Annotated in this window: 16 protein-coding genes; 11 read left to right on the top strand and 5 right to left on the bottom strand. The window is 51.2% G+C overall.

The features are described from left to right. Positions 1–82 precede the first annotated feature (82 nt). The 3 genes from PN498_RS09085 to PN498_RS09075 all read left to right on the top strand — a co-directional run bounded on the left by PN498_RS09085 (position 83) and on the right by PN498_RS09075 (position 2,425). Positions 83–979 carry a S1C family serine protease gene (locus PN498_RS09085; RefSeq protein WP_272062406.1) on the top strand — a complete coding sequence of 299 codons (897 nt, stop codon included), beginning with the start codon at positions 83–85 and terminating at the stop codon, positions 977–979. Positions 980–982: 3 nt separating this feature from the next. Next, positions 983–1,681: a helix-turn-helix transcriptional regulator gene (locus PN498_RS09080; RefSeq protein WP_272062405.1), complete on the top strand. Its 699-nt coding sequence runs from the start codon at positions 983–985 to the stop codon at positions 1,679–1,681. 510 nt (positions 1,682–2,191) lie between these two features. Next, positions 2,192–2,425: a hypothetical protein gene (locus tag PN498_RS09075; RefSeq protein ID WP_272062404.1), complete on the top strand. Its 234-nt coding sequence runs from the start codon at positions 2,192–2,194 to the stop codon at positions 2,423–2,425. Positions 2,426–2,598: 173 nt separating this feature from the next. Here the strand turns inward: PN498_RS09075 and PN498_RS09070 are convergent, their stop codons facing one another. Then, the gene (locus tag PN498_RS09070) at positions 2,599–2,892 is read right to left on the bottom strand and encodes a hypothetical protein (protein WP_272062403.1); all 294 of its coding nucleotides are present in this window, start codon (positions 2,890–2,892) and stop codon (positions 2,599–2,601) included. Continuing rightward, positions 2,889–3,440, bottom strand: coding sequence for a DUF6036 family nucleotidyltransferase (locus tag PN498_RS09065; RefSeq protein ID WP_272062402.1), 552 nt, complete (start codon positions 3,438–3,440; stop codon positions 2,889–2,891). The genes PN498_RS09070 and PN498_RS09065 overlap by 4 nt, the downstream gene beginning before the upstream one ends. Before the next feature lie 188 nt (positions 3,441–3,628). Here PN498_RS09065 and PN498_RS09060 point away from each other — a divergent pair, with 188 nt between their 5' ends. The 4 genes from PN498_RS09060 (at position 3,629) to PN498_RS09045 (ending at position 7,615) form a co-directional block, all read left to right on the top strand. Next, complete coding sequence (locus PN498_RS09060; RefSeq protein ID WP_272062401.1) at positions 3,629–3,982, top strand: Pepco domain-containing protein; 354 nt, start codon at positions 3,629–3,631, stop codon at positions 3,980–3,982. Positions 3,983–3,997: 15 nt separating this feature from the next. Further along, on the top strand, positions 3,998–5,662 hold the full coding sequence (locus PN498_RS09055; RefSeq protein ID WP_272062400.1) for a GUN4 domain-containing protein: 1,665 nt from the start codon (positions 3,998–4,000) through the stop codon (positions 5,660–5,662). Positions 5,663–6,443: 781 nt separating this feature from the next. Then, positions 6,444–6,602, top strand: coding sequence for a hypothetical protein (locus PN498_RS09050; protein ID WP_272062399.1), 159 nt, complete (start codon positions 6,444–6,446; stop codon positions 6,600–6,602). Positions 6,603–6,733: 131 nt separating this feature from the next. Further along, positions 6,734–7,615 carry a Uma2 family endonuclease gene (locus PN498_RS09045; RefSeq protein ID WP_272062398.1) on the top strand — a complete coding sequence of 294 codons (882 nt, stop codon included), beginning with the start codon at positions 6,734–6,736 and terminating at the stop codon, positions 7,613–7,615. A gap of 66 nt (positions 7,616–7,681) precedes the next feature. Here PN498_RS09045 and PN498_RS09040 read toward each other — a convergent pair whose 3' ends face one another. Further along, positions 7,682–8,239 carry a Uma2 family endonuclease gene (locus PN498_RS09040; RefSeq protein ID WP_272062397.1) on the bottom strand — a complete coding sequence of 186 codons (558 nt, stop codon included), beginning with the start codon at positions 8,237–8,239 and terminating at the stop codon, positions 7,682–7,684. A 244-nt stretch (positions 8,240–8,483) separates the two neighbouring features. Between PN498_RS09040 and PN498_RS09035 the strand changes: the two genes are divergently transcribed. After that, positions 8,484–9,326, top strand: coding sequence for a Tab2/Atab2 family RNA-binding protein (locus PN498_RS09035; protein ID WP_272062396.1), 843 nt, complete (start codon positions 8,484–8,486; stop codon positions 9,324–9,326). Between the two features lie 647 nt (positions 9,327–9,973). Here the strand turns inward: PN498_RS09035 and PN498_RS09030 are convergent. Further along, entirely contained in the window at positions 9,974–10,723 is a 750-nt protein-coding gene (locus PN498_RS09030) for a creatininase family protein (RefSeq protein WP_272062525.1), read from the bottom strand. Positions 10,724–10,827: 104 nt separating this feature from the next. Further along, on the bottom strand, positions 10,828–11,226 hold the full coding sequence (locus PN498_RS09025; protein ID WP_272062395.1) for a response regulator: 399 nt from the start codon (positions 11,224–11,226) through the stop codon (positions 10,828–10,830). Positions 11,227–11,446: 220 nt separating this feature from the next. Here PN498_RS09025 and gyrA point away from each other — a divergent pair, with 220 nt between their 5' ends. The 3 genes from gyrA to PN498_RS09010 all read left to right on the top strand — a co-directional run bounded on the left by gyrA (position 11,447) and on the right by PN498_RS09010 (position 17,800). Continuing rightward, positions 11,447–13,993, top strand: a complete 2,547-nt coding sequence (gene gyrA / locus PN498_RS09020) for a DNA gyrase subunit A (RefSeq protein WP_272062394.1) — start codon at positions 11,447–11,449, stop codon at positions 13,991–13,993. Between the two features lie 219 nt (positions 13,994–14,212). Then, positions 14,213–15,514, top strand: a complete 1,302-nt coding sequence (locus tag PN498_RS09015; protein ID WP_272062393.1) for an ABC transporter ATP-binding protein — start codon at positions 14,213–14,215, stop codon at positions 15,512–15,514. Positions 15,515–15,934: 420 nt separating this feature from the next. Next, entirely contained in the window at positions 15,935–17,800 is a 1,866-nt protein-coding gene (locus tag PN498_RS09010; RefSeq protein ID WP_272062392.1) for an NAD(P)H-quinone oxidoreductase subunit F, read from the top strand. The last annotated feature ends 36 nt before the right edge of the window (positions 17,801–17,836 follow it).

The raw sequence follows: 17,836 nt of genomic DNA, 5'->3' as shown, positions 1-17,836 counted from the left end.
GGGATGGCCTACTCAGATCGGTGATGTCGGACTCGTGGGGTCTCAGCAACAATCGAGAGGTCAACACATTTGAACGATTTCAATGACAACTGCGATCGCTGCTCTCTCCAACGCTCTTTCTGACATCATCACTCAAACTAGCCAAGCCATTGTCGCTGTCAAAGGTCAGCGCTCAGCCGGAACGGGTATCCATTGGCGAAAGGGGCTTATTGTGACCTCCTGTGAGGCGCTGCGCCAAGGCGATCATTTAAGGCTGGGATTGCCTGACGGCCAGACCGTTGAAACCGAACTGCTGGGTAGCGATGCCTCAACGGATGTGGCGGTGCTGGCGCTGCCAGAGGGGACCGACTTGCCCGTGGTTTCTTTGGGCAACAATCAAGATCTGGCTCTCGGGCAACTGGTAACGACTGTAGGGCGCTCCGTTCGCCGGGGATTGTTTGCGAGCTTGGGCATGGTTAGCCAAATCAGCGGTCCCTGGCGTAGTCAGAGTGGCGGCCAGCTGGACCAATATATTGAAGTTAACTTGAGTTTGTACCAAGGCAGTGCCGGGTGTCCGTTGATTAATGCAGACGGTCAAGTGGTGGGATTCAACACCTTTGGTCCTCGCCGGAGGATATTGACGATTCCGGCAACGACGGTCAATCAAGTGGTACAGCAGCTCCAGCAGCGCGGCAAAATTGCGCGGGGCTACCTGGGATTAGGAATGCAGACGGTGCCTTTGTCTGAAGCCGTTCGTCAACAGCATGATTTGGCGAATCAGTCGGCGGTCATTGTGGTGAGTGTGGAATCGGGTAGCGCGGCGGATCAGGCGGGGTTGCTGCTGGGTGATGTCATCGTGACGATCAATGACGAGACGATTGAATCGGTGCAGCAGATTCAAACCTATCTGGGACCGCAGAGTGTGGGGCAGGCGCTCACGGTTCAGGTATTGCGCGGGGGGCAGCCACAGACTGTGACCGTCACGGTAGGCGAACGCTGAGGCATGGCACAGGTTGTTATATGTGCAGAGAACTCGGTGACTCGGGCGGGTCTGGCGGCAATGGCCACGATCGCGGGCGTTGAGATTGTAGACCAAATGGCTGACCTCAAGCAGCTGATTTCTGGGTTGCAAACTCAGCCTGCTGATTTGGTGCTGCTTGCTCTGCCGGAACTCAGCCACCCAACTGCTCAAGCGCTGGTCCAGCTAGTCACGGAATGGCCGTTTGAAACGACTCTGTCTGTTTTGCTGTTGCTGGGCACTTGGGATCCGGCTCTATCCCAGACTGAGGACGAGGCTCCCTCGTTGCTGCATCAGCGATTGTCTGGATTGGTGAAAACCGGAGGCGTTAGCATCTTGCCGCTGACGGTATCGGTTGAGCAGGTGCGAGGGGCGATCGCGGCGATCCTAACGGGGTCGGTCGTTTTGTATCCTGAGTTGGCTGAAGTTATCTCCCTGGCTGACGGCAGTTCTGCCAAAATGCACCTGGAGATCCATTCTCCTATTGAACCCCTGACCCCAAGGGAAATTGAAGTGCTCAATCAGCTAGCTGCCGGACTCAGCAATCGGGCGATCGCGGATGAGCTGATGATTTCGGAACACACGGTTAAATTTCACATCAGCGCTATCCTCTCTAAGCTGAATGTCGCCAGCCGAACCGAAGCCGTGACGGTGGGTATTCGTGCTGGTCTGGTCATGATTTGAGTAGCCGCTTGTAGGTATGGTGAGCCTCTGGCTAGGTGCTAATTTAAGTTCTCAGTTTTGAGTTTTGAATGATTGAGTTACCGGCGAATCTGATTAAGTTCTCAGTACCAAGCTGCACAGGGCTATAGATCGCTAAAGCTTGAAATACGGTTGAACTCTCGCCCGGCTTCTTGTAGGGTATGGCTTGCGGGGAAATGATTTCAGGCGGGGAAAAGAGAAGGTACCAGCTTCTCCAATCCCCTGAACATCCCGAACTTAGCATCGGTAAGTCGAGACGCCTGGGGTCATTGTATTCCCACTGTCTTGCCCTACCGCTACAAGAGGTGATTTGCAAACTGCGGCGAAGTCGGCGATCGCTCGGCTTGACGTAGTTTTATGGAATTTTGCTGAAGTGTATCAAAGCCTGATCAAAACGGGCATTGAGTCGTCTTTGGGAAGTCCTTGGCAAATTAGCGCTCATAGGGATCTGGAAAGTTCCCCGTTTTCCTTTACCGAAAACGGAGATGCGTTATGTTTCAATCAACCGACGGAGAGACGCCAGTCTCTACCGGATTCAATCTACCGAGTTTCAATCAGGAGACCGTACGTCACATTTTGCTAGGCGACTATGCGGCGCTGATTGAAGTGATGAAACGCTTGGCCTCGCTGGGCTATTGCGATCGAACCGCCTGGAGCGATCCGCTACCTACAGGCCGCAGTGGTGAGTTCATCAGCGTCATGACTCGCAGGCGCACTTTGCCCTAGCGGTATCGCGGGGGAGCTATCTGCTGGCTCCCCACACGGGTACTGGTGTAGGGATGTGATATGGAAGCCCTTAGGATATGGCTCGGTTAACACATCCCTACGCAGCACAGTAGAAAAGCTCACAGCCGCTTCGCCTCTATGCATGGTGTCTACTCACCCTGAGTTATGACGAGCTATTGAAGCTGCTCTTGATAAGAGGTGATTTCAAGGGCATTGCAAAAGCTATTAAGACTGCTCAGCAGAGCGTTGTAGTGCGGATAAGCATCGTCCCGAATATCTTCAAGCTGTCCGTATAGAGCAAGTTCTGGCTCTGCCACTAAACAACTAGGAACATCTAAACCCGCTTGAGTTAAGCGGGTCGAGGCGATCGCAACTAACAGCGCTTCAACAGTGTCCGTCTTGCCATTCTGCAAATCTTTTAATCCGGGCAGAACCAACTCTGCCCCTGGCAATGCTGACAACTTCATGACCTATCATCCTCAGATATTTGTTCAACTTGCTTGATAAATACTGCAACTCTGCTTTCAAGAGCACCCAGATTTAAGGCAGGAAAGCGAATTAACTCAGGCTTGATTTTTTCAAAACAGTCACGCAAATCTTCTACTGAAAATAATCCTCGCTCGTACATAGCTCGAACATCACTTATGTCACGATCAAATCCCCGTGAGAGTTTGGAAAGGGCTTGGGCTGTGAAGTCATAGTGGTAAAACGAAATTTGACCTCGTTTACCGATGAAGACGCTTCTGTCCCGCCATCCTGGAAGAGGAGGTAAAAAGTCTTGGGGAGATGCTAATTCAATGTTGATGTTTAGCTTCTGTTTGAGTTTGGCGATCGCTTGGAAAATACCAGGTGGTTCGGGATCTAGACGAATATCAATATCAACAGTAGAACTGCGCCATCCAATTAGCAGAGCACTTGCTCCCCCTGTGAAGTAAATGCTCCCGGAACCACGAGCCTCACGACCCAACATTTCCATCAGGTGCTCTATTCTTTGAGGGTCAATATCTGAACGCATAGTTCTTCTTCTGGAGATTGTGCTGTTGGCTGTCGTTCCTCCCCTTCGGATAAAGTCTTAATTCGCCTATGGGAAGCAAAGCGATAAATTTTCTACCGAATAGATGGTTTCTTTATTGTTTAAGGAGATAGCCAACGGTTTAAGGACGGTAACCTCTAAAGTGTTAAGCAAGAAATCCTATATTAACCATGACTGACGACTTTATTTATGTCTTAACCGATAGAGGACCTATCAGGGGACGCAATGGCGGAGCCTTGCCAAATCCTTATGGAGAGAATACTCCAGTGCCAACAAACCCTCCAGGAATTCCAGTCTCGGCAAAGAAGTTAGAACAGGGCATGGCCGATTTTTTGCAAACGATGGGGCGGGTCATCAAAAATGCCCAAGCTCGTGCCACCGAACTTGGCAATATGGAGCTGGACGAGATTGAACTTTCTGTGGAAGTCAATGGCGAAGGGCAATTGAGCCTGTTAGGATCGGGCACAAAAGTAGGTGGCAGTGGGGCAATGACGCTGCACTTCAAGAAGAAAAGCTCAAGTTAGGTTTGATCCACCGCAATGGCAAAAAATTGGGCGTTCGTCATCGGCATCAACGAATATAATCCTGTCAACTTCAGGCAGTTGAAATATGCCAGACAGGATGCTGAGCAGATCACGGCGTTCTTTCGGAAGGCCGACTTTGAGGTCTGTTGCTTCACCGACAATTCGCCGCCTTTGACCCTCCCCAGCGGACATCCGATTTTCACCCAGCCGACCTACGGTAATTTGATTACCTTTTTGCAAGACCGCTTTGAGACACCGTTTCTAAACGCGGGCGATAACTGTTGGTTCTTTTTTGCTGGGCATGGCGAACGCCATCAAGGTCAAGACTATCTGATGCCGATGGACGCTAACTCTCGGGGGGTGGAGGTCATTGCTGGACTCACCATTAGTTACGTCCGAGAGCGGCTGAATCGCTGCGGTGCCGATAACGTCATTATGATTTTGGATGCCTGCCGCACGGAGGGGGCTCGAGACAGTGGCGGTATTGGTCGAGAATCTCAAAAGGGCGTCATTACCCTGTCCTCTTGTCAGCCAACGCAAAAATCCTGGGAAATCGACGCGCTTCAGCAAGGCGCGTTTACCTATGCCCTCCTTGAGGCTCTTCAGTTATCAGGAGAACGGAGCTGCGCTACCGTAGAGCGATTGGGCAGCTATTTGAAGCAGCGAGTTCCTGACCTGTGCCGACAGCATGGTTATAGTCCCGCACAGGTCCCTCGCATCAGCGTTGACCCCCTGGAAAAGCAGCACTTCATTCTAATTCCCCAATACGCTCGACCGGCCGACATTGATCTCCTGAAACTTGATGTCCATCGGTTTAGGCGCACCAACCCGACTGTGGCGGAGCAAATCTGCATTCGGCTCAATGCACTGGCGATGGGACAAGATTTAGAAGTGATGAACCTGTGGGCAGAGATTCGCAACGAAATCAGCCCTCCGATTCCCCGCACTACACCGGCTTCCAGCTCTGAGGATAGCGATCGTTCAGCCGAGACTTCAACCGCTACCACCACGACCGTCAGCGATGTTCGCTCAAATACCTTTTCTGAAGACGTACAGCCGAAAAGGAACATTTCACAGCAAGCAGCTGAGTCTACGCGCAAACTGCCAGCCACAGCGAGACGGAAACCTCAACAGCCAGACCTGCTTGACCTCAGCTCAGAGCGAGTTGGAGCCGACTACTACGCCAAGCTGCGAGACTTACTCGCTGCCAAAGACTGGAAAGCCGCTGATAAGGAAACCGCCAGATGCATGTTGGAAGTCATGGATCGCCAAGAAGAAGGCTGGCTGGCTGTCGAACATATCGGGCAGTTTCCCTGTCGAGACTTGCGAAATATTGACAGGCTCTGGGTGCATTACAGCCAGGGACGCTTTGGCTTTAGCGTGCAGAAAGACATTTGGCAAAGCTGCGGTATCCCAACCGAACACAATAGCGATTGGGAAAGATTCGGAAAAACCGTTGGTTGGCGGACCGGCGAAGGCAGCTTCGAGCAGGCCGAATCTTGGCTGTTTTATTCGCAACTCACTTTTGACCTGGCAGCACCAAGAGGCCACCTGCCCGTTGTTGGCGTTGGGGTGCGGGGGCGTGTGGTGGGTGGTGTTTTTGTGCGGTTGGGTGTGGGGTTGTCGGTGCTCTTCTCTCGCGTCGAGATTTGTAAAGGATTTGTAAAGTTTAGGCTATAAGCTCTTTAGGCGTTCCTTAAGTTTTATGGTCCGGTTCATGTCTACGAGGATACAGGTATTTCGGAATTTCTATACCTGGCACCGCGCCGCGACCCACCTCACAGCTCTAGGTGATGCCGTCAAATTGAATACCCGCTATCTCAGGGTGCCGCGCATTTGCCAGCACAAACTGCTTGGCAACCTCGTGGATTTCATTGAAGGGGGCTTGCCTGTAGGGTGGGCAGTGCCCACCGAAACCAGCCCTGTAGGGTGGGCACTGCCCACCGAAATTAGCGTAAAAACGGCCTCACAATCAATATCCTATTCCTGCGTAAGTTTAGTGGTGGGCACTGCCCACCCTACCCCTGCTGGAAGCGCTACAAATGATTGCAGCGAAAAAGGACATGTCGCTAGAGCCTGTAGGCACTGCCCACCGAAACCAGCGTCAAAAGAGGCCTCACAATCAATATCCTCGGCAATGCCTATATTCTGCGTAAGTCTTGTTTAGTGGTGGGCAGTGCCCACCCTACCCCTGCCAAAATGGATCTAACTTGAGTGCAGAGGAATGCTTAATTGGCATTAGGAACGTTCAAGGAGTGCAAAGCAACGCTTGTTGGTTGTAGACGAACACTCAAGTGATGCAACGTAACGTTCAAGCGTTTTCAGCGATCGCTTATCGGTTGCAACGTAACGCTTAAGGGTTACTTATCTTTTGTTGACCACTCTCAACCTCGAAGTCGTACAGCCGAGAGCACTGGACTAAAATTAGATTCAGCGATCGCTGTTCGTTTAGTGTCTAAACATGATCCTCTCAACCTCACAGATGCAAACGGATACCTGGGTGAAAGCCACTTGGAATGAATTCGCTGCTGTTATGGATGAGCCTCAGTGTGAGGAAGGGCGTGGCTATTTTGACCAGGGCTACATGAGGATTGAAATGGCTCCGTTAGGTAGCCTTTAGGGTGCCGAAATTAGCGAAAAAAACCGTAATCAGACTGCCTCAAAATCAATATCTTAAGCAGTGCTTATATTATGCGTTGATGCGCTGCGATCGCCAATCATCCATTCCCCTATAGTAGACCGCTAGCCGCTATGACCTCCTTCGCTACTGGGTACTCTGTGCCCCAAACCGATCCACCCCGCTCTCCCCGGGAAACCCTACCCGACATGTATGATTTACCGAGCGAATATGTGGGAGAGCCGGGTTTGCCAGACGAGTTTCATGATTTACAACCCCAACTGCTCAGTCGCACATTAGCGCTGAAGCACTATACCAACGATGAGTGGTTTACTGGGGCTGACCTCAATCTTTATTACGACGTCCATCATCCGCTGTGGTACAAGCGACCCGATTGGTTCTTGGCGGTCGATGTTCCTCGTCTTTACGACGGACACGATATGCGACGCAGCTATGTCACCTGGCAGGAAGGTCGTAATCCCCACGTGCTGATTGAGTTTTTATCTCCCGGCACAGAGCGAGATGATTTGGGGCGGTTTTATCGTGGTGAGGAAGAAGAGGGGCGATCGCCGAAAACCTCAGCAGATTCAGTAACCCCACCAGCCGACACAGAACAGCCTCCCCGAAAATTGGTGGTGTACGAACAGTTCCTGCGGATCCCCCACTACCTGGTTTATGACCGTCCGACGCAACGTCTACGGTACTTCCAGTTCGTCGGCGGTCAGTATCAGGAACAGCCCGTTCTCGCAACTAATCCCAACGTTTGGCTAGCTGATTTGGACATTGGCCTAGGCATTTGGCAGGGTACCTTCGAGGGCATTCCCGGACATTGGCTACGCTGGTGTCAGGAGGATGGCACCTGGCTCCTCACGGATACCGAACGAGAACGAGCTGCTAGAGAACAATCCCAGATGCAGCTCATTCAAGGGGCGAGGAAGTTGCTGGCAACGGGAATGTCAGTTGAGCAGGTCGCCGAACTTCTCGGATTGTCCGCCGAGCAGGTTGACCAGCTGTAGGGAATAACGAAAGCTGAAAACAATAGGGCGAATCTCTCCCCCAGCTCAAACTGAAGATAGCGTTGATTAGTCCAACAATTGTGGGACAGATACAGGGATATCGGGAAAAGCGACGGGTGAGAGGGTGCCTGTTGTCAGCGTGAACTGTGAAGTGTATTCCTGCTGAACTGGACGCCGCATCACAATCAGCTCCATTGTTTGCAGATTGACTATCCAGTACTCAGGAATACCTGCTGCTGCATAGGCTGTTGCCTTCACCACAGAATCTTTTTTGAAACTGGTGTTGGCATATTCCATGACCCAGAAGATATTTTCTGGATATGGGTGATGTTGTAAGTACTCTCTTCCCAAAGGCTGCACGATCGCAATATCCGGTTCTGGTTCAGACTGGGTTGCTGAAATGGTGATGGGTTTGCCTTGCAGAACCTCGGCCCGGTTTCCTAGTAGCTGCTCTAAATATTTTGCGTTAGTGCGACTATAGAAGGCGTGAGGTTCTCCCTCTGGCGACATCTCAATGATCTCTCCATGCAACAATTCCACTGGCTGACCTTCCAAAATACCCGCAGCAATCATCTGGTGATACTGCTGGAGCGTCCATTTGGCAATCTTGACATTGGCAGTCATGGCTGAGAAAGGCTTGGATACCAGTAAAGTCTAGGATTTTGTCGCGACATCCAGAATTTCGCCCGCCATGTATTCTTCAACAACCCACATAGCTGGGGTATTTGGCGCTGACAAAGCTTTCGGAACACCCATTAGGGCACGATATCTACCTAGCCAGGATAGCGCTTTTCACGATGACAACGCCCTACAGTAGAATGAGGAGCCTGAATGTTGTGACTGTCAACCCGGATGACGTAGGTGAACGATGACGATTTGGGAAGCTGACTGCTATCGGCGTCCTTTGCAGGATGACGCTCAAAATCCGCTGTGGGAATTGCTGATTTGCGATAGTGATTTTCAGTTTACCTATGGCGCGATCGCCCCTCAACACGAAGTCAACAGTCCGTGGCTACAGCAGCAGCTGAAAACGGCTCTCCAAAAATCCCAGCAAACCCCAGAAGAAATTCGAGTTTTTCGTCCCCAGTCGGTTTCTTTAGTGCAAGCCGCAGCTCAATCCTTGGATATTGCTGTCAAACCAATGCGCCATACGCCCGTTCTCAAGCAGTGGTTGGTGCAGCGAGCTTCGTGGTATAAAAACCAGTCAACTTACTCTGGCGAACCTTACACGCCTATCGAATTGGATCGTCCGGCTCCAACCCCGATTCCCGAAAACCTGTGGGGTGAGCAGTGGCGTTTCGGCAGTCTTTCTGCCCAGGATTTTCAAGAGAATCTGATTCACGAACCGATTCCAGTTCAAGCTGTTCCGACTGAGTGGCTGCCCCTCAAAGCAGGATTGGCGAGTACCGCCCCCGTTCCCGGAGTGATTATCGACGCGGGGCGACGAGCCATGCTGCTATGTCAGTGGCTGCAAGAGCAGCAGCCCGCTTCGTTGAACTATATTCCCGGTGCACCGGATGGCGTCATTCTAGAGGCGGGACTTGTTGACCGCTGGGTGCTGACCACGTTCGAAGATGAGCAGGTCAAGGTGGCGGGACAGGGGTTTAGCGATCGCCAACAGCAGGCCAACGGTTTACATTTTCTGCTGGTTCGTCCTGACGATTCCGGCATAACCTTTACGGGGCTGTGGCTGTTGAAGAAAACGATGTAGGAACTGAGGGACGTGGTGTATCACGTCCTTACATGATCTCTGTCTTCACACACTCCGTACAATTGCATCTGATTAATCTATTTCGGTTCCTACGACTTAATAACGGAATGATTGGGTTAGCCCCTATCAAGAAGCAATAGCTTGAAATCCCACAGCATGCTGTCCCTTGGGCAAAAGTCGGTCCAAGCTCCATACAGTAGGGCTTCTGGCTACTGTTTGCGATGGGTCATAAGACGACTCTATCGGCTTCGTTAAGGCGGGCGACTGGGGGCAATTTCGTTTTGCCCCCAGACTCCTATCGACCAGGACGAATCTGCCGTCCTGGACCTCGCAGAAAGGGTATTCGGTTGAGCGGTCTCAAACTGGGGGGTGCTTATAGCCCTGTGCAGCTTGGTCAAGTGTATCTCAGTGTCCTAAGGGAACAGGGAATTAGAGAACAGGGTGTGCTTGACTCAAATGCATGCCGCTATATGCATCGGTTCAACTCCTTTGCCCTTCTGCAATCGGTTTATGCAATCTTTGCTATGCCGTCAATGGAGCAACTTGTGTGGAACGGATAGCAGGATGGGCGATTTAAGGAGACTATTCTGGGCTAGCTATCTGACTAATTCATCCTTGAACTCGGCACTGTCCGATAAGTTCAGTCTCTATAAAGCCGATAGAAACTGAAGATAGTCGCTGCTGAGGTCTTTGACCGCTGCTTCATACAGCCGTTTGCCGTGTTCAGGGGTTGCTAGTGCTGGATTCGATCCCATGCGGCCATCGGGATAGTGGGCCCGAAAATCAGCAGCACCGTAAATGGGATGGCCTGAGGTTGCAACCTGGGGTGTTAGCTCAGCCTGCTTGATGTGGTCGGGATAAGCAAATTGGGTAAGCGCCACCTCGCTGGGTGTGGCGTGGGAGCCTTCTTGATTGCCGTAGAGTTCTTTGGCGATCGCATACACGGATCGACCCATATACCAGTTGGCCACTTTGCAGCGAACTCGTCCAGCATTGTCCAGATTCAAATCGCTCAGCATGGCATAGGTTTCTGAAAAGGCGGCTTTCAGCGTGGCGACGTTGCCGCCATGCCCATTGATGAAAAAGAAGCGCTCAAACCCGTTGCGGGCTAACGGTTTCACATAGTCCTGGATGAGTGCGATGAGGGTGCTGGGGCGGAGGCTAATGCTGCCGGGGAAGGCGGTGTGATGTAGGGCCATGCCCACGTTGATGGTGGGGCCAACGATCGCACTCGTGGCCTCAGCCACACCGCGAGCGATCGTTTCTGCACAGATGGCATCCGTTCCAATCAGTCCCGTTGGGCCATGCTGCTCGGTAGACCCAATGGGAAAAATGAGCCCTTTCGAGGTTTGCAAATAAGTTTCAATTTCAGGCCAAGTAGAGAGGTGAAGCTGCATGAAGAGGGTGTAGAGTCGATACGGCAGGGGATGCGTCAAGCATCTGCGAAATATGGTCTAAAACATTCTCAGTCCGTCTCATGCGTCATAGTACAAATGCTCTGCTATGATTTCGGCATGAGGGCAGCGATCTCGTCAACAAACTTCTGGTGATCAACCACAGGTTTGCTAATGTAGCCATCAGCGCCACTTTGTTGAAGGAAATTTTCGCGATCGCCCTGCATAGCGTGAGCCGTCACCAAAATCACGGGCAAATCCGACGTAACTGGATCAGCCTTCAGCATCTGAGTGATTTTAATGCCATCAACGGGCTTACCTTCAAAAATACTGTGGGAGAGAGAGACATCCATCAAAATGACATCTGCTTGCCGAGTTCGTGCAATTTCCATCACCTCATCGACATCTTCCGTATGCTTGACGGTAAAGCCACCCCGCTTAGAGAGTATTTTTGAAAATACACGGGCATTAATCATGTCATCTTCAACGATGAGGACGGTCTTCATGGTGTTTCCTTCAACAACGGGAGCATCAGGTGGGGGACAAACCTTGATACATTGCCCATTATGGACTGTATCTAAAATAGTTATGAATTAATCGTAGCTGTAGATTATTGCGATACACCCGATATTTGCATATACCTTACAGCATTGTCAGAACTTGCTTTATTGGGCAGAATGCAGCCGGACTTTTTTATTAGTTCCCAATTTCAGAGGACAGGGATTCATGGCGGATCAACTCAACATACTTTCATCGGGGCAGGTAGTACCAACCCCTCTTCATACAGAGGTGCAGCGGTCTTATCTGGAATATGCCATGAGTGTCATCGTGGGGCGGGCCTTGCCCGATGTCCGCGATGGTCTCAAACCCGTCCATCGGCGTATTTTGTATGCCATGTACGAATTAGGGTTGAGTCCTGATCGCCCCTTTCGAAAATGCGCCCGTGTGGTGGGCGATGTATTAGGTAAATATCATCCCCATGGTGATCAAGCGGTATACGACGCTCTGGTCCGCATGGTGCAAGACTTTTCCAGTCGTTATCCGCTGCTGGCGGGACACGGCAACTTTGGCTCGGTGGACAACGATCCGCCCGCAGCCATGCGCTATACCGAAACTCGCTTGGCGTCTGTCAGCTATGAAGCTCTATTAGACGAAATTGGTGAAGCGACCGTCGATTTCATCGATAACTTCGACAATTCCCAGCAGGAACCCATCGTTCTCCCAGCTCAGTTGCCAAATCTGCTGCTTAATGGCTCTTCTGGCATTGCTGTGGGTATGGCAACCAATATTCCTCCCCATAACTTGGGTGAGGTGGTGGATGGATTGATTGCCCTGATCGATCGCCCCAGCCTTTCCGACGAGTCCCTATTTGCGTTGATTCCAGGACCCGATTTTCCAACGGGCGGAGAGATCATTGACACTAAAGGTATCCATGATGCCTACCGCACTGGGCGGGGCAGTATTCCCATGCGGGGCATCACTCAGCTAGAGGAGGTCCGCCCTGGAAAAGGACGACAGCGACGCACGGCGATCGTGGTTACTGAGCTGCCTTACCAAGTCAACAAGGCCGGGTGGATTGAGAAAATCGCCGACTTGGTGAATAACAACCGCATTGATGGTATTGCTGATATTCGGGATGAGAGTGATCGCGACGGGATGCGGGTGGTGATTGAGCTGAAGCGAGAGTCGCAGCCTGAAGTTGTCCTCAATGCGCTCTATCGCCAAACGCCACTCCAGAGCAATTTCGGGGCGATCATGCTGGCGCTCAACAATGGGCAACCCCGGCAGCTGTCCCTGCGAGAGATGCTGCAAGCCTTTCTCGATTTTCGGGAAACGACGCTGACTCGTCAATATCAGTATGAGCTGGAGAAAACTGAGGCGCGGCTTCACGTCGTCGAAGGGCTAATTCGAGCGCTGGATAACCTGGATCAGCTCATTGATATTTTGCGGAATGCACCGGATGGCACCACCGCGAAAGTGTCTCTGCGGGATGCCTTTGACCTCAGTGAACGGCAGGCTGATGCGATTCTGGCAATGCCGCTACGACGTCTGACAGGGCTGGAGAGACAAAATCTACAGGATGAATACCAAGAACTAATGGCTCGTCGCGATGAGCTGCAGGGACTATTGGGCGATCGCCGTGAACTCCTCAAAGCCCTGAAAAAGGAACTGCGATCACTCAAGAGAAAGTTTGGCGACGAGCGCCGGACTCGGATTCAAACTGAGGCAGAGCGGCGAGAAGAAACGGAACAGCTGGCCGAGATCCTAGCTGAGCATCAGGAAGAGGAGGTTGTTCTAGAGTTCACCCATAAGGGATATGTGCGGCGATCATCAGTTCGAGCCTATCAGCGACGACAGGCTCGACAACCAGACACCGTTACGGAAGTTCTGCAAGAAGTTGAGGACACCACCTTGCAGGTCGCAACGGCCAACACGGTTCAAGAACTGTTGGTGCTGACGCGGGATGGTAAGGCATTCACGCTCACGATTGGGGATATTCCTCAGGCACAGCGCCAGTCTAAAGGGGTGCCGTTGGTCAATCTACTGCCGAATTCTGTTGAGTCGAGTCCAGAAGCGATCGCCGCTCAATTGGTGCTGACTGAAGATGTGCTTGCCCACGAATTGGTAATGCTCACTCGGCAAGGACGCATCAAACGAGCGCTGCTGTCAGAATTTCAGAATCTTACTGGTCGGGGACTGATGGCTCTGAAGCTCAAGAAGGGAGATGAGTTGGCCTTTGTGACATTGGCTAAAGCGGGTGAGGAACTGGCGATTTCAACCTCAGGAGGACGGCTCATTCGCTTTGCGATCGATGACGAAAATCTTGCGGTCATGGGACGGACAGCGCAGGGACCGCAAGCTCTACGCCTTCGCAAACAGGAAAGCGTCGTCGGCTGTGTTCGCATTCAGGACGATAGCGATTGTGTATTAATGATATCGGCAGCAGGCTTCGCAAAACGGTTGCCGATTTCTGCTGTTCATCTCGGGTCAAGGGGTGGTATTGGTACTCAAGCCTTTCTATTCAAACTGAAGACAGATAACCTAGCGGCTGTATTGCCAAGCCCTGCTAACGGTGACATCATTTTCATCACGACTCAAAGCCGTAGTGCTCAAATTCCTGTTGCCTCTATTCCTCGTCAAGGGCGAGATGCTACCACCGCTTATCGTCTGGGTAAGTTTGCCAAGGGCGAAAAAATTGAAACCGTCATGCTGACGTCGTTGGTTGATAATGAGTCAGTTAGCAGAAATAGTGGAGATGATTCTGAGGAATAGCGGTCAGGTTGTTTGAACCAAAACAGAAGAGGGCAAGGAAGAGCGCTGATTGATTGCAAAAATCCCGGATTGGGGCGCGATCTGCGTTATCTAATGGCAGCGGACTAACTGACTGCGAAAATTCTGTATTGCGTAAGGCAACTGCTTCCTGACAGGGGCATTAATCCCAGAGGTAGGTTTTCTGTAAACTCAAATTGCCATTTAGAAGGGAAATGGGCTGTGGCACAGGTTGTTTTAGAAAATTTGTACAAGACCTTTGTCAAGCAGGGGAACAGTCAACCCGTCGATGTCGCAAATTCGCCTCAGGTAGACAGCGCCGTTCTACGGCGTATTTGCCTAACGGTACAAGATGGTGAGTTTATGGTGCTAGTAGGACCCTCTGGGTGTGGCAAGAGTACACTCTTGCGACTCATTTCTGGGCTGGAAGAGATTACGGCAGGCACCATTCGGGTCGGTGAGCAGCGCGTGAATGAACTGCCGCCCAAGCAGCGTGACATTGCGATGGTGTTTCAAAGCTATGCCCTGTATCCGCATCTGACGGTTTACGACAATTTGTCATTTGGCTTGCGCCGCATGGGGGCCAGTTCTCAGGTTTTGCCAAGGCGGACCGACGGTAAGACTAGTCCGTCGGTCATGATGGATGCCAACCAGGAGCTCCAGCAGGCCCTCTTAAAACGAACTCGCTGGCAGACACTCCTGGCTGGAGCAACTCGTCGTTTTCCTAAAAAGCTGTGCTATCTGTCCGCAGCTGACAAGCTGATTGATCAGCGGGTCCGATCCGTAGCTCACATGCTGCAAATCGATGAATTGCTCGATCGCTTACCGCGTCAACTTTCGGGCGGACAGAAACAGCGGGTGGCGTTGGGGCGAGCGATCGCTCGCAATCCTCAAGTTTTTCTCATGGATGAGCCGCTCTCTAACCTGGATGCCAAGCTGAGGACAGAAACTCGCGCCCAGATTGTCAATCTCCAGCGTCAGTTAGGTATTACGACCATTTATGTGACCCATGATCAGGTGGAAGCGATGACAATGGGCGATCGCATTGCTGTTATGAATCAGGGGCAAATTCAACAGGTTGCAACTCCCTTGGAACTCTACCGACAGCCCGCGAACCGCTTTGTGGCGTCTTTCATTGGTTCTCCTCCCATGAATTTTTTACCGGTTCAGGTGAGTGCGCCTCTTTTGGTTCACCATCATCACTTTCGCCTAACACTTTCGGGTGACTGGGAAACAACGCTAGCTGCCTATGATGGAGAGACGGTTACTTTAGGTATTCGGCCTGAGCATTTTTCTTTAAGTTCTCCAGCACCTAAAAATTTGCAGGTGACTGTTCGGCGCATAGAAGCACTAGGCAGTGAAACTTATCTTGCTGTTCAGTTTGGCGATGACTTGCTACAGGTTAGAGTCGAACCTGATCGTCCATTTAGCATTGGCGAGGAATTGTGGCTAGCGATCGCTCCCGACAAAGTTCACCTTTTCGATTCCCGTTCAGAAGCCGCTCTAAACCGTGTTCAAGTTTAAGGGCTGATCTGATAGCGGCATGCACTATTCCCTGCTCCCTTAAGACACTGAGATGGACTTGATCAAGTTGCACAGGGCTATAAGCTTGGATCCTACTGTGTCCGAAGACGATAAGGAAAATAGCCCTCAAGGAGAGGGGTCCTATTATCGGTATTTATTAATGACAATCGAATTTCAAATTGACTTCAATCAATTCACCCCTAGACGAAGTTGAGAGCAAAATATTAGACTGAAACTATGCATAGACTTAATTCAATCGAGAGCTAAGTTCCATAGATTTAGACTTAGGGGAAGCGTTTCTTCAACCTGAGCCTAACTAACGTTCCAGACCAGAATTCTTGGGACTGAGGACGGAGCTAGCTACGACTGAGTCAGGTACTAAAAATCTGCACTGTCTAAAGCTAACGCTCAAATCCACCCATGCTTACCGAAACCAGTTGGCTGATTCCGTTATATCCCCTGCTTGGGGCACTCCTTACGATTCCCTGGTCACCCGCTTTTATCCGCCGAACAGGTCCTCGTCCTGCAGGCTATGTCAACATTGCGACAACCCTGTTAGCCTTTATCCATAGCTTGGGCGCTTTTCAAGCCTTATGGGGAAAGTCTTCAGAGCAATTTTTCTTCGTTCCTTGGCTGCAAGTGGCCGATTTGAACTTGAATATTCCCATCGAAGTTTCAGCCATCACGGTTGGTGCTTGCATTCTGATCACAGGTCTTAATCTGACGGCTCAGGTGTATGCCATTGCTTATCTAGAGATGGATTGGGGTTGGGGCCGGTTTTATGCCTTTATGGCATTTTTTGAAGCGGGATTATGCGCCCTCGTCCTTTGCAATTCTCTCTTCTTCTCCTATTTCCTGTTGGAACTCCTGACGCTAGGCACTTATCTGCTGGTGGGCTTTTGGTATAACCAGTCACTGGTTGTGACCGGAGCGCGGGATGCCTTCCTGACCAAGCGAGTAGGCGATCTGGTCCTACTGATGGGAGTTTTGGCAATTTACCCGCTAGCACACACCTGGGATTTTCGAGAACTAGCGGCTTGGGCACAGACTGCTCAAGTTGAACCGCGTCTGATAGCGCTAATTGGTATCGGGCTGATTGCAGGCCCCATGAGTAAGTGTGCTCAGTTTCCTCTCCATCTTTGGTTGGATGAGGCCATGGAGGGCCCCATTCCCAGCACCATTCTGCGAAACGCTGTTATTGTCGCAACGGGAGCTTGGGTGCTTGTTAAGTTGCAGCCAGTATTGGCGCTATCACCAACAGTGCTGACCGCCATGCAGGTAGTGGGTACCATCACAGCTTTGGGAGGCGCTCTCATTTCAGTTGCCCAAATAGACTCAAAGCGTATCCTGTCCTATCTTTCCAGCGCTTACATGGGACTGATTTTTATTGCTGTCGGTGCTCAACAGCCCGAAGCGGCATTGCTCTTGGTGTTGACCTATGCGATGGCGATGGCGCTTCTCGTCATGGGGGTCGGTTCCATTATTCTCAATGTCATTACCCAAGACGTAACGCAGATGGGTGGTTTGTGGCAGCGACGACCTGTCACCGGATCAGCGTTTCTGATTGGCATTTTTGGACTAATTGCGATGCCTCCGCTGGGCGGCTTTTGGGCCATGTTGAAGCTGGTGACAGGATTGTGGGTTAATCACCAAGTTGCTTTAGTGGCGATCACCCTAGCCGTGAATTGGATTGTTGCATTCAGCTTGGCTCGTGCATTCGGCCTCATCTTTGCTGGTGAAGCTGATCAGATGACTATCCGTGCTCCAGAACCGCTCTGGCTGCTTGTCATGCCGATGATGATTACGGCAGGCTTTACGCTGCATTTGCCTTTGATTCTCAAGGCGTTGGGACTCTTGCCTGTCTGGAGCGACCTCAATAAAGATATGGCCTTAGCGTTAATTTGGGCGAGTATCCTAGGTTTTGGTGTTGGTGCAGTCCTCTACATTGGTCGCCAAATCTCTGTTCCTGGCAAGCTTGTTCCTGAAAGTATCCAAAGCCTGCTGGCCTTCGATTTCTACACACCTCGTCTCTATCGCTCCAGCGTCGTTCTGGGGGTTGACTTGCTTTCTCGGCTTACAGACTGGCTGGACCGATACTTGGTTGATGGCTTAGTCAATTTCGTTGGCATGGCTTCAATCTTTAGCGGTGAAGCGCTGAAATACAACAACACTGGACGCCTGCAGTTCTATGTGCTGACCATTTCTTTCTGTGTAGCGGTCATCAGCATCATTATGAGTTGGCAGTACATTCCTAGAGTCGTTACTGCTGCTCTTTCGGGTTTCTAGCTGACAAGCTGTCTGGCTTCATACCGTCTTTCTACC

Origin of the sequence: Oscillatoria sp. CS-180 (assembly GCF_028330965.1) — a bacterium.
Taxonomy (GTDB): Bacteria; Cyanobacteriota; Cyanobacteriia; order Phormidesmidales; family Phormidesmidaceae; genus Halomicronema.
Note: the sequence above shows the minus strand (reverse complement) of the source record. Positions and strands in the feature narration are given on the sequence as shown.

Bases quoted from the DNA above. Each gene is read 5' to 3' on its own strand.
- PN498_RS09085 (WP_272062406.1), top strand. From the start codon at position 83: ATGACAACTGCGATCGCTGCTCTCTCCAACGCTCTTTCTGACATCATC.
- PN498_RS09080 (WP_272062405.1), top strand. From the start codon at position 983: ATGGCACAGGTTGTTATATGTGCAGAGAACTCGGTGACTCGGGCGGGT.
- PN498_RS09075 (WP_272062404.1), top strand. From the start codon at position 2,192: ATGTTTCAATCAACCGACGGAGAGACGCCAGTCTCTACCGGATTCAAT.
- PN498_RS09070 (WP_272062403.1), bottom strand. From the start codon at position 2,892: ATGAAGTTGTCAGCATTGCCAGGGGCAGAGTTGGTTCTGCCCGGATTA.
- PN498_RS09065 (WP_272062402.1), bottom strand. From the start codon at position 3,440: ATGCGTTCAGATATTGACCCTCAAAGAATAGAGCACCTGATGGAAATG.
- PN498_RS09060 (WP_272062401.1), top strand. From the start codon at position 3,629: ATGACTGACGACTTTATTTATGTCTTAACCGATAGAGGACCTATCAGG.
- PN498_RS09055 (WP_272062400.1), top strand. From the start codon at position 3,998: ATGGCAAAAAATTGGGCGTTCGTCATCGGCATCAACGAATATAATCCT.
- PN498_RS09050 (WP_272062399.1), top strand. From the start codon at position 6,444: ATGATCCTCTCAACCTCACAGATGCAAACGGATACCTGGGTGAAAGCC.
- PN498_RS09045 (WP_272062398.1), top strand. From the start codon at position 6,734: ATGACCTCCTTCGCTACTGGGTACTCTGTGCCCCAAACCGATCCACCC.
- PN498_RS09040 (WP_272062397.1), bottom strand. From the start codon at position 8,239: ATGACTGCCAATGTCAAGATTGCCAAATGGACGCTCCAGCAGTATCAC.
- PN498_RS09035 (WP_272062396.1), top strand. From the start codon at position 8,484: ATGACGATTTGGGAAGCTGACTGCTATCGGCGTCCTTTGCAGGATGAC.
- PN498_RS09030 (WP_272062525.1), bottom strand. From the start codon at position 10,723: ATGCAGCTTCACCTCTCTACTTGGCCTGAAATTGAAACTTATTTGCAA.
- PN498_RS09025 (WP_272062395.1), bottom strand. From the start codon at position 11,226: ATGAAGACCGTCCTCATCGTTGAAGATGACATGATTAATGCCCGTGTA.
- gyrA (WP_272062394.1), top strand. From the start codon at position 11,447: ATGGCGGATCAACTCAACATACTTTCATCGGGGCAGGTAGTACCAACC.
- PN498_RS09010 (WP_272062392.1), top strand. From the start codon at position 15,935: ATGCTTACCGAAACCAGTTGGCTGATTCCGTTATATCCCCTGCTTGGG.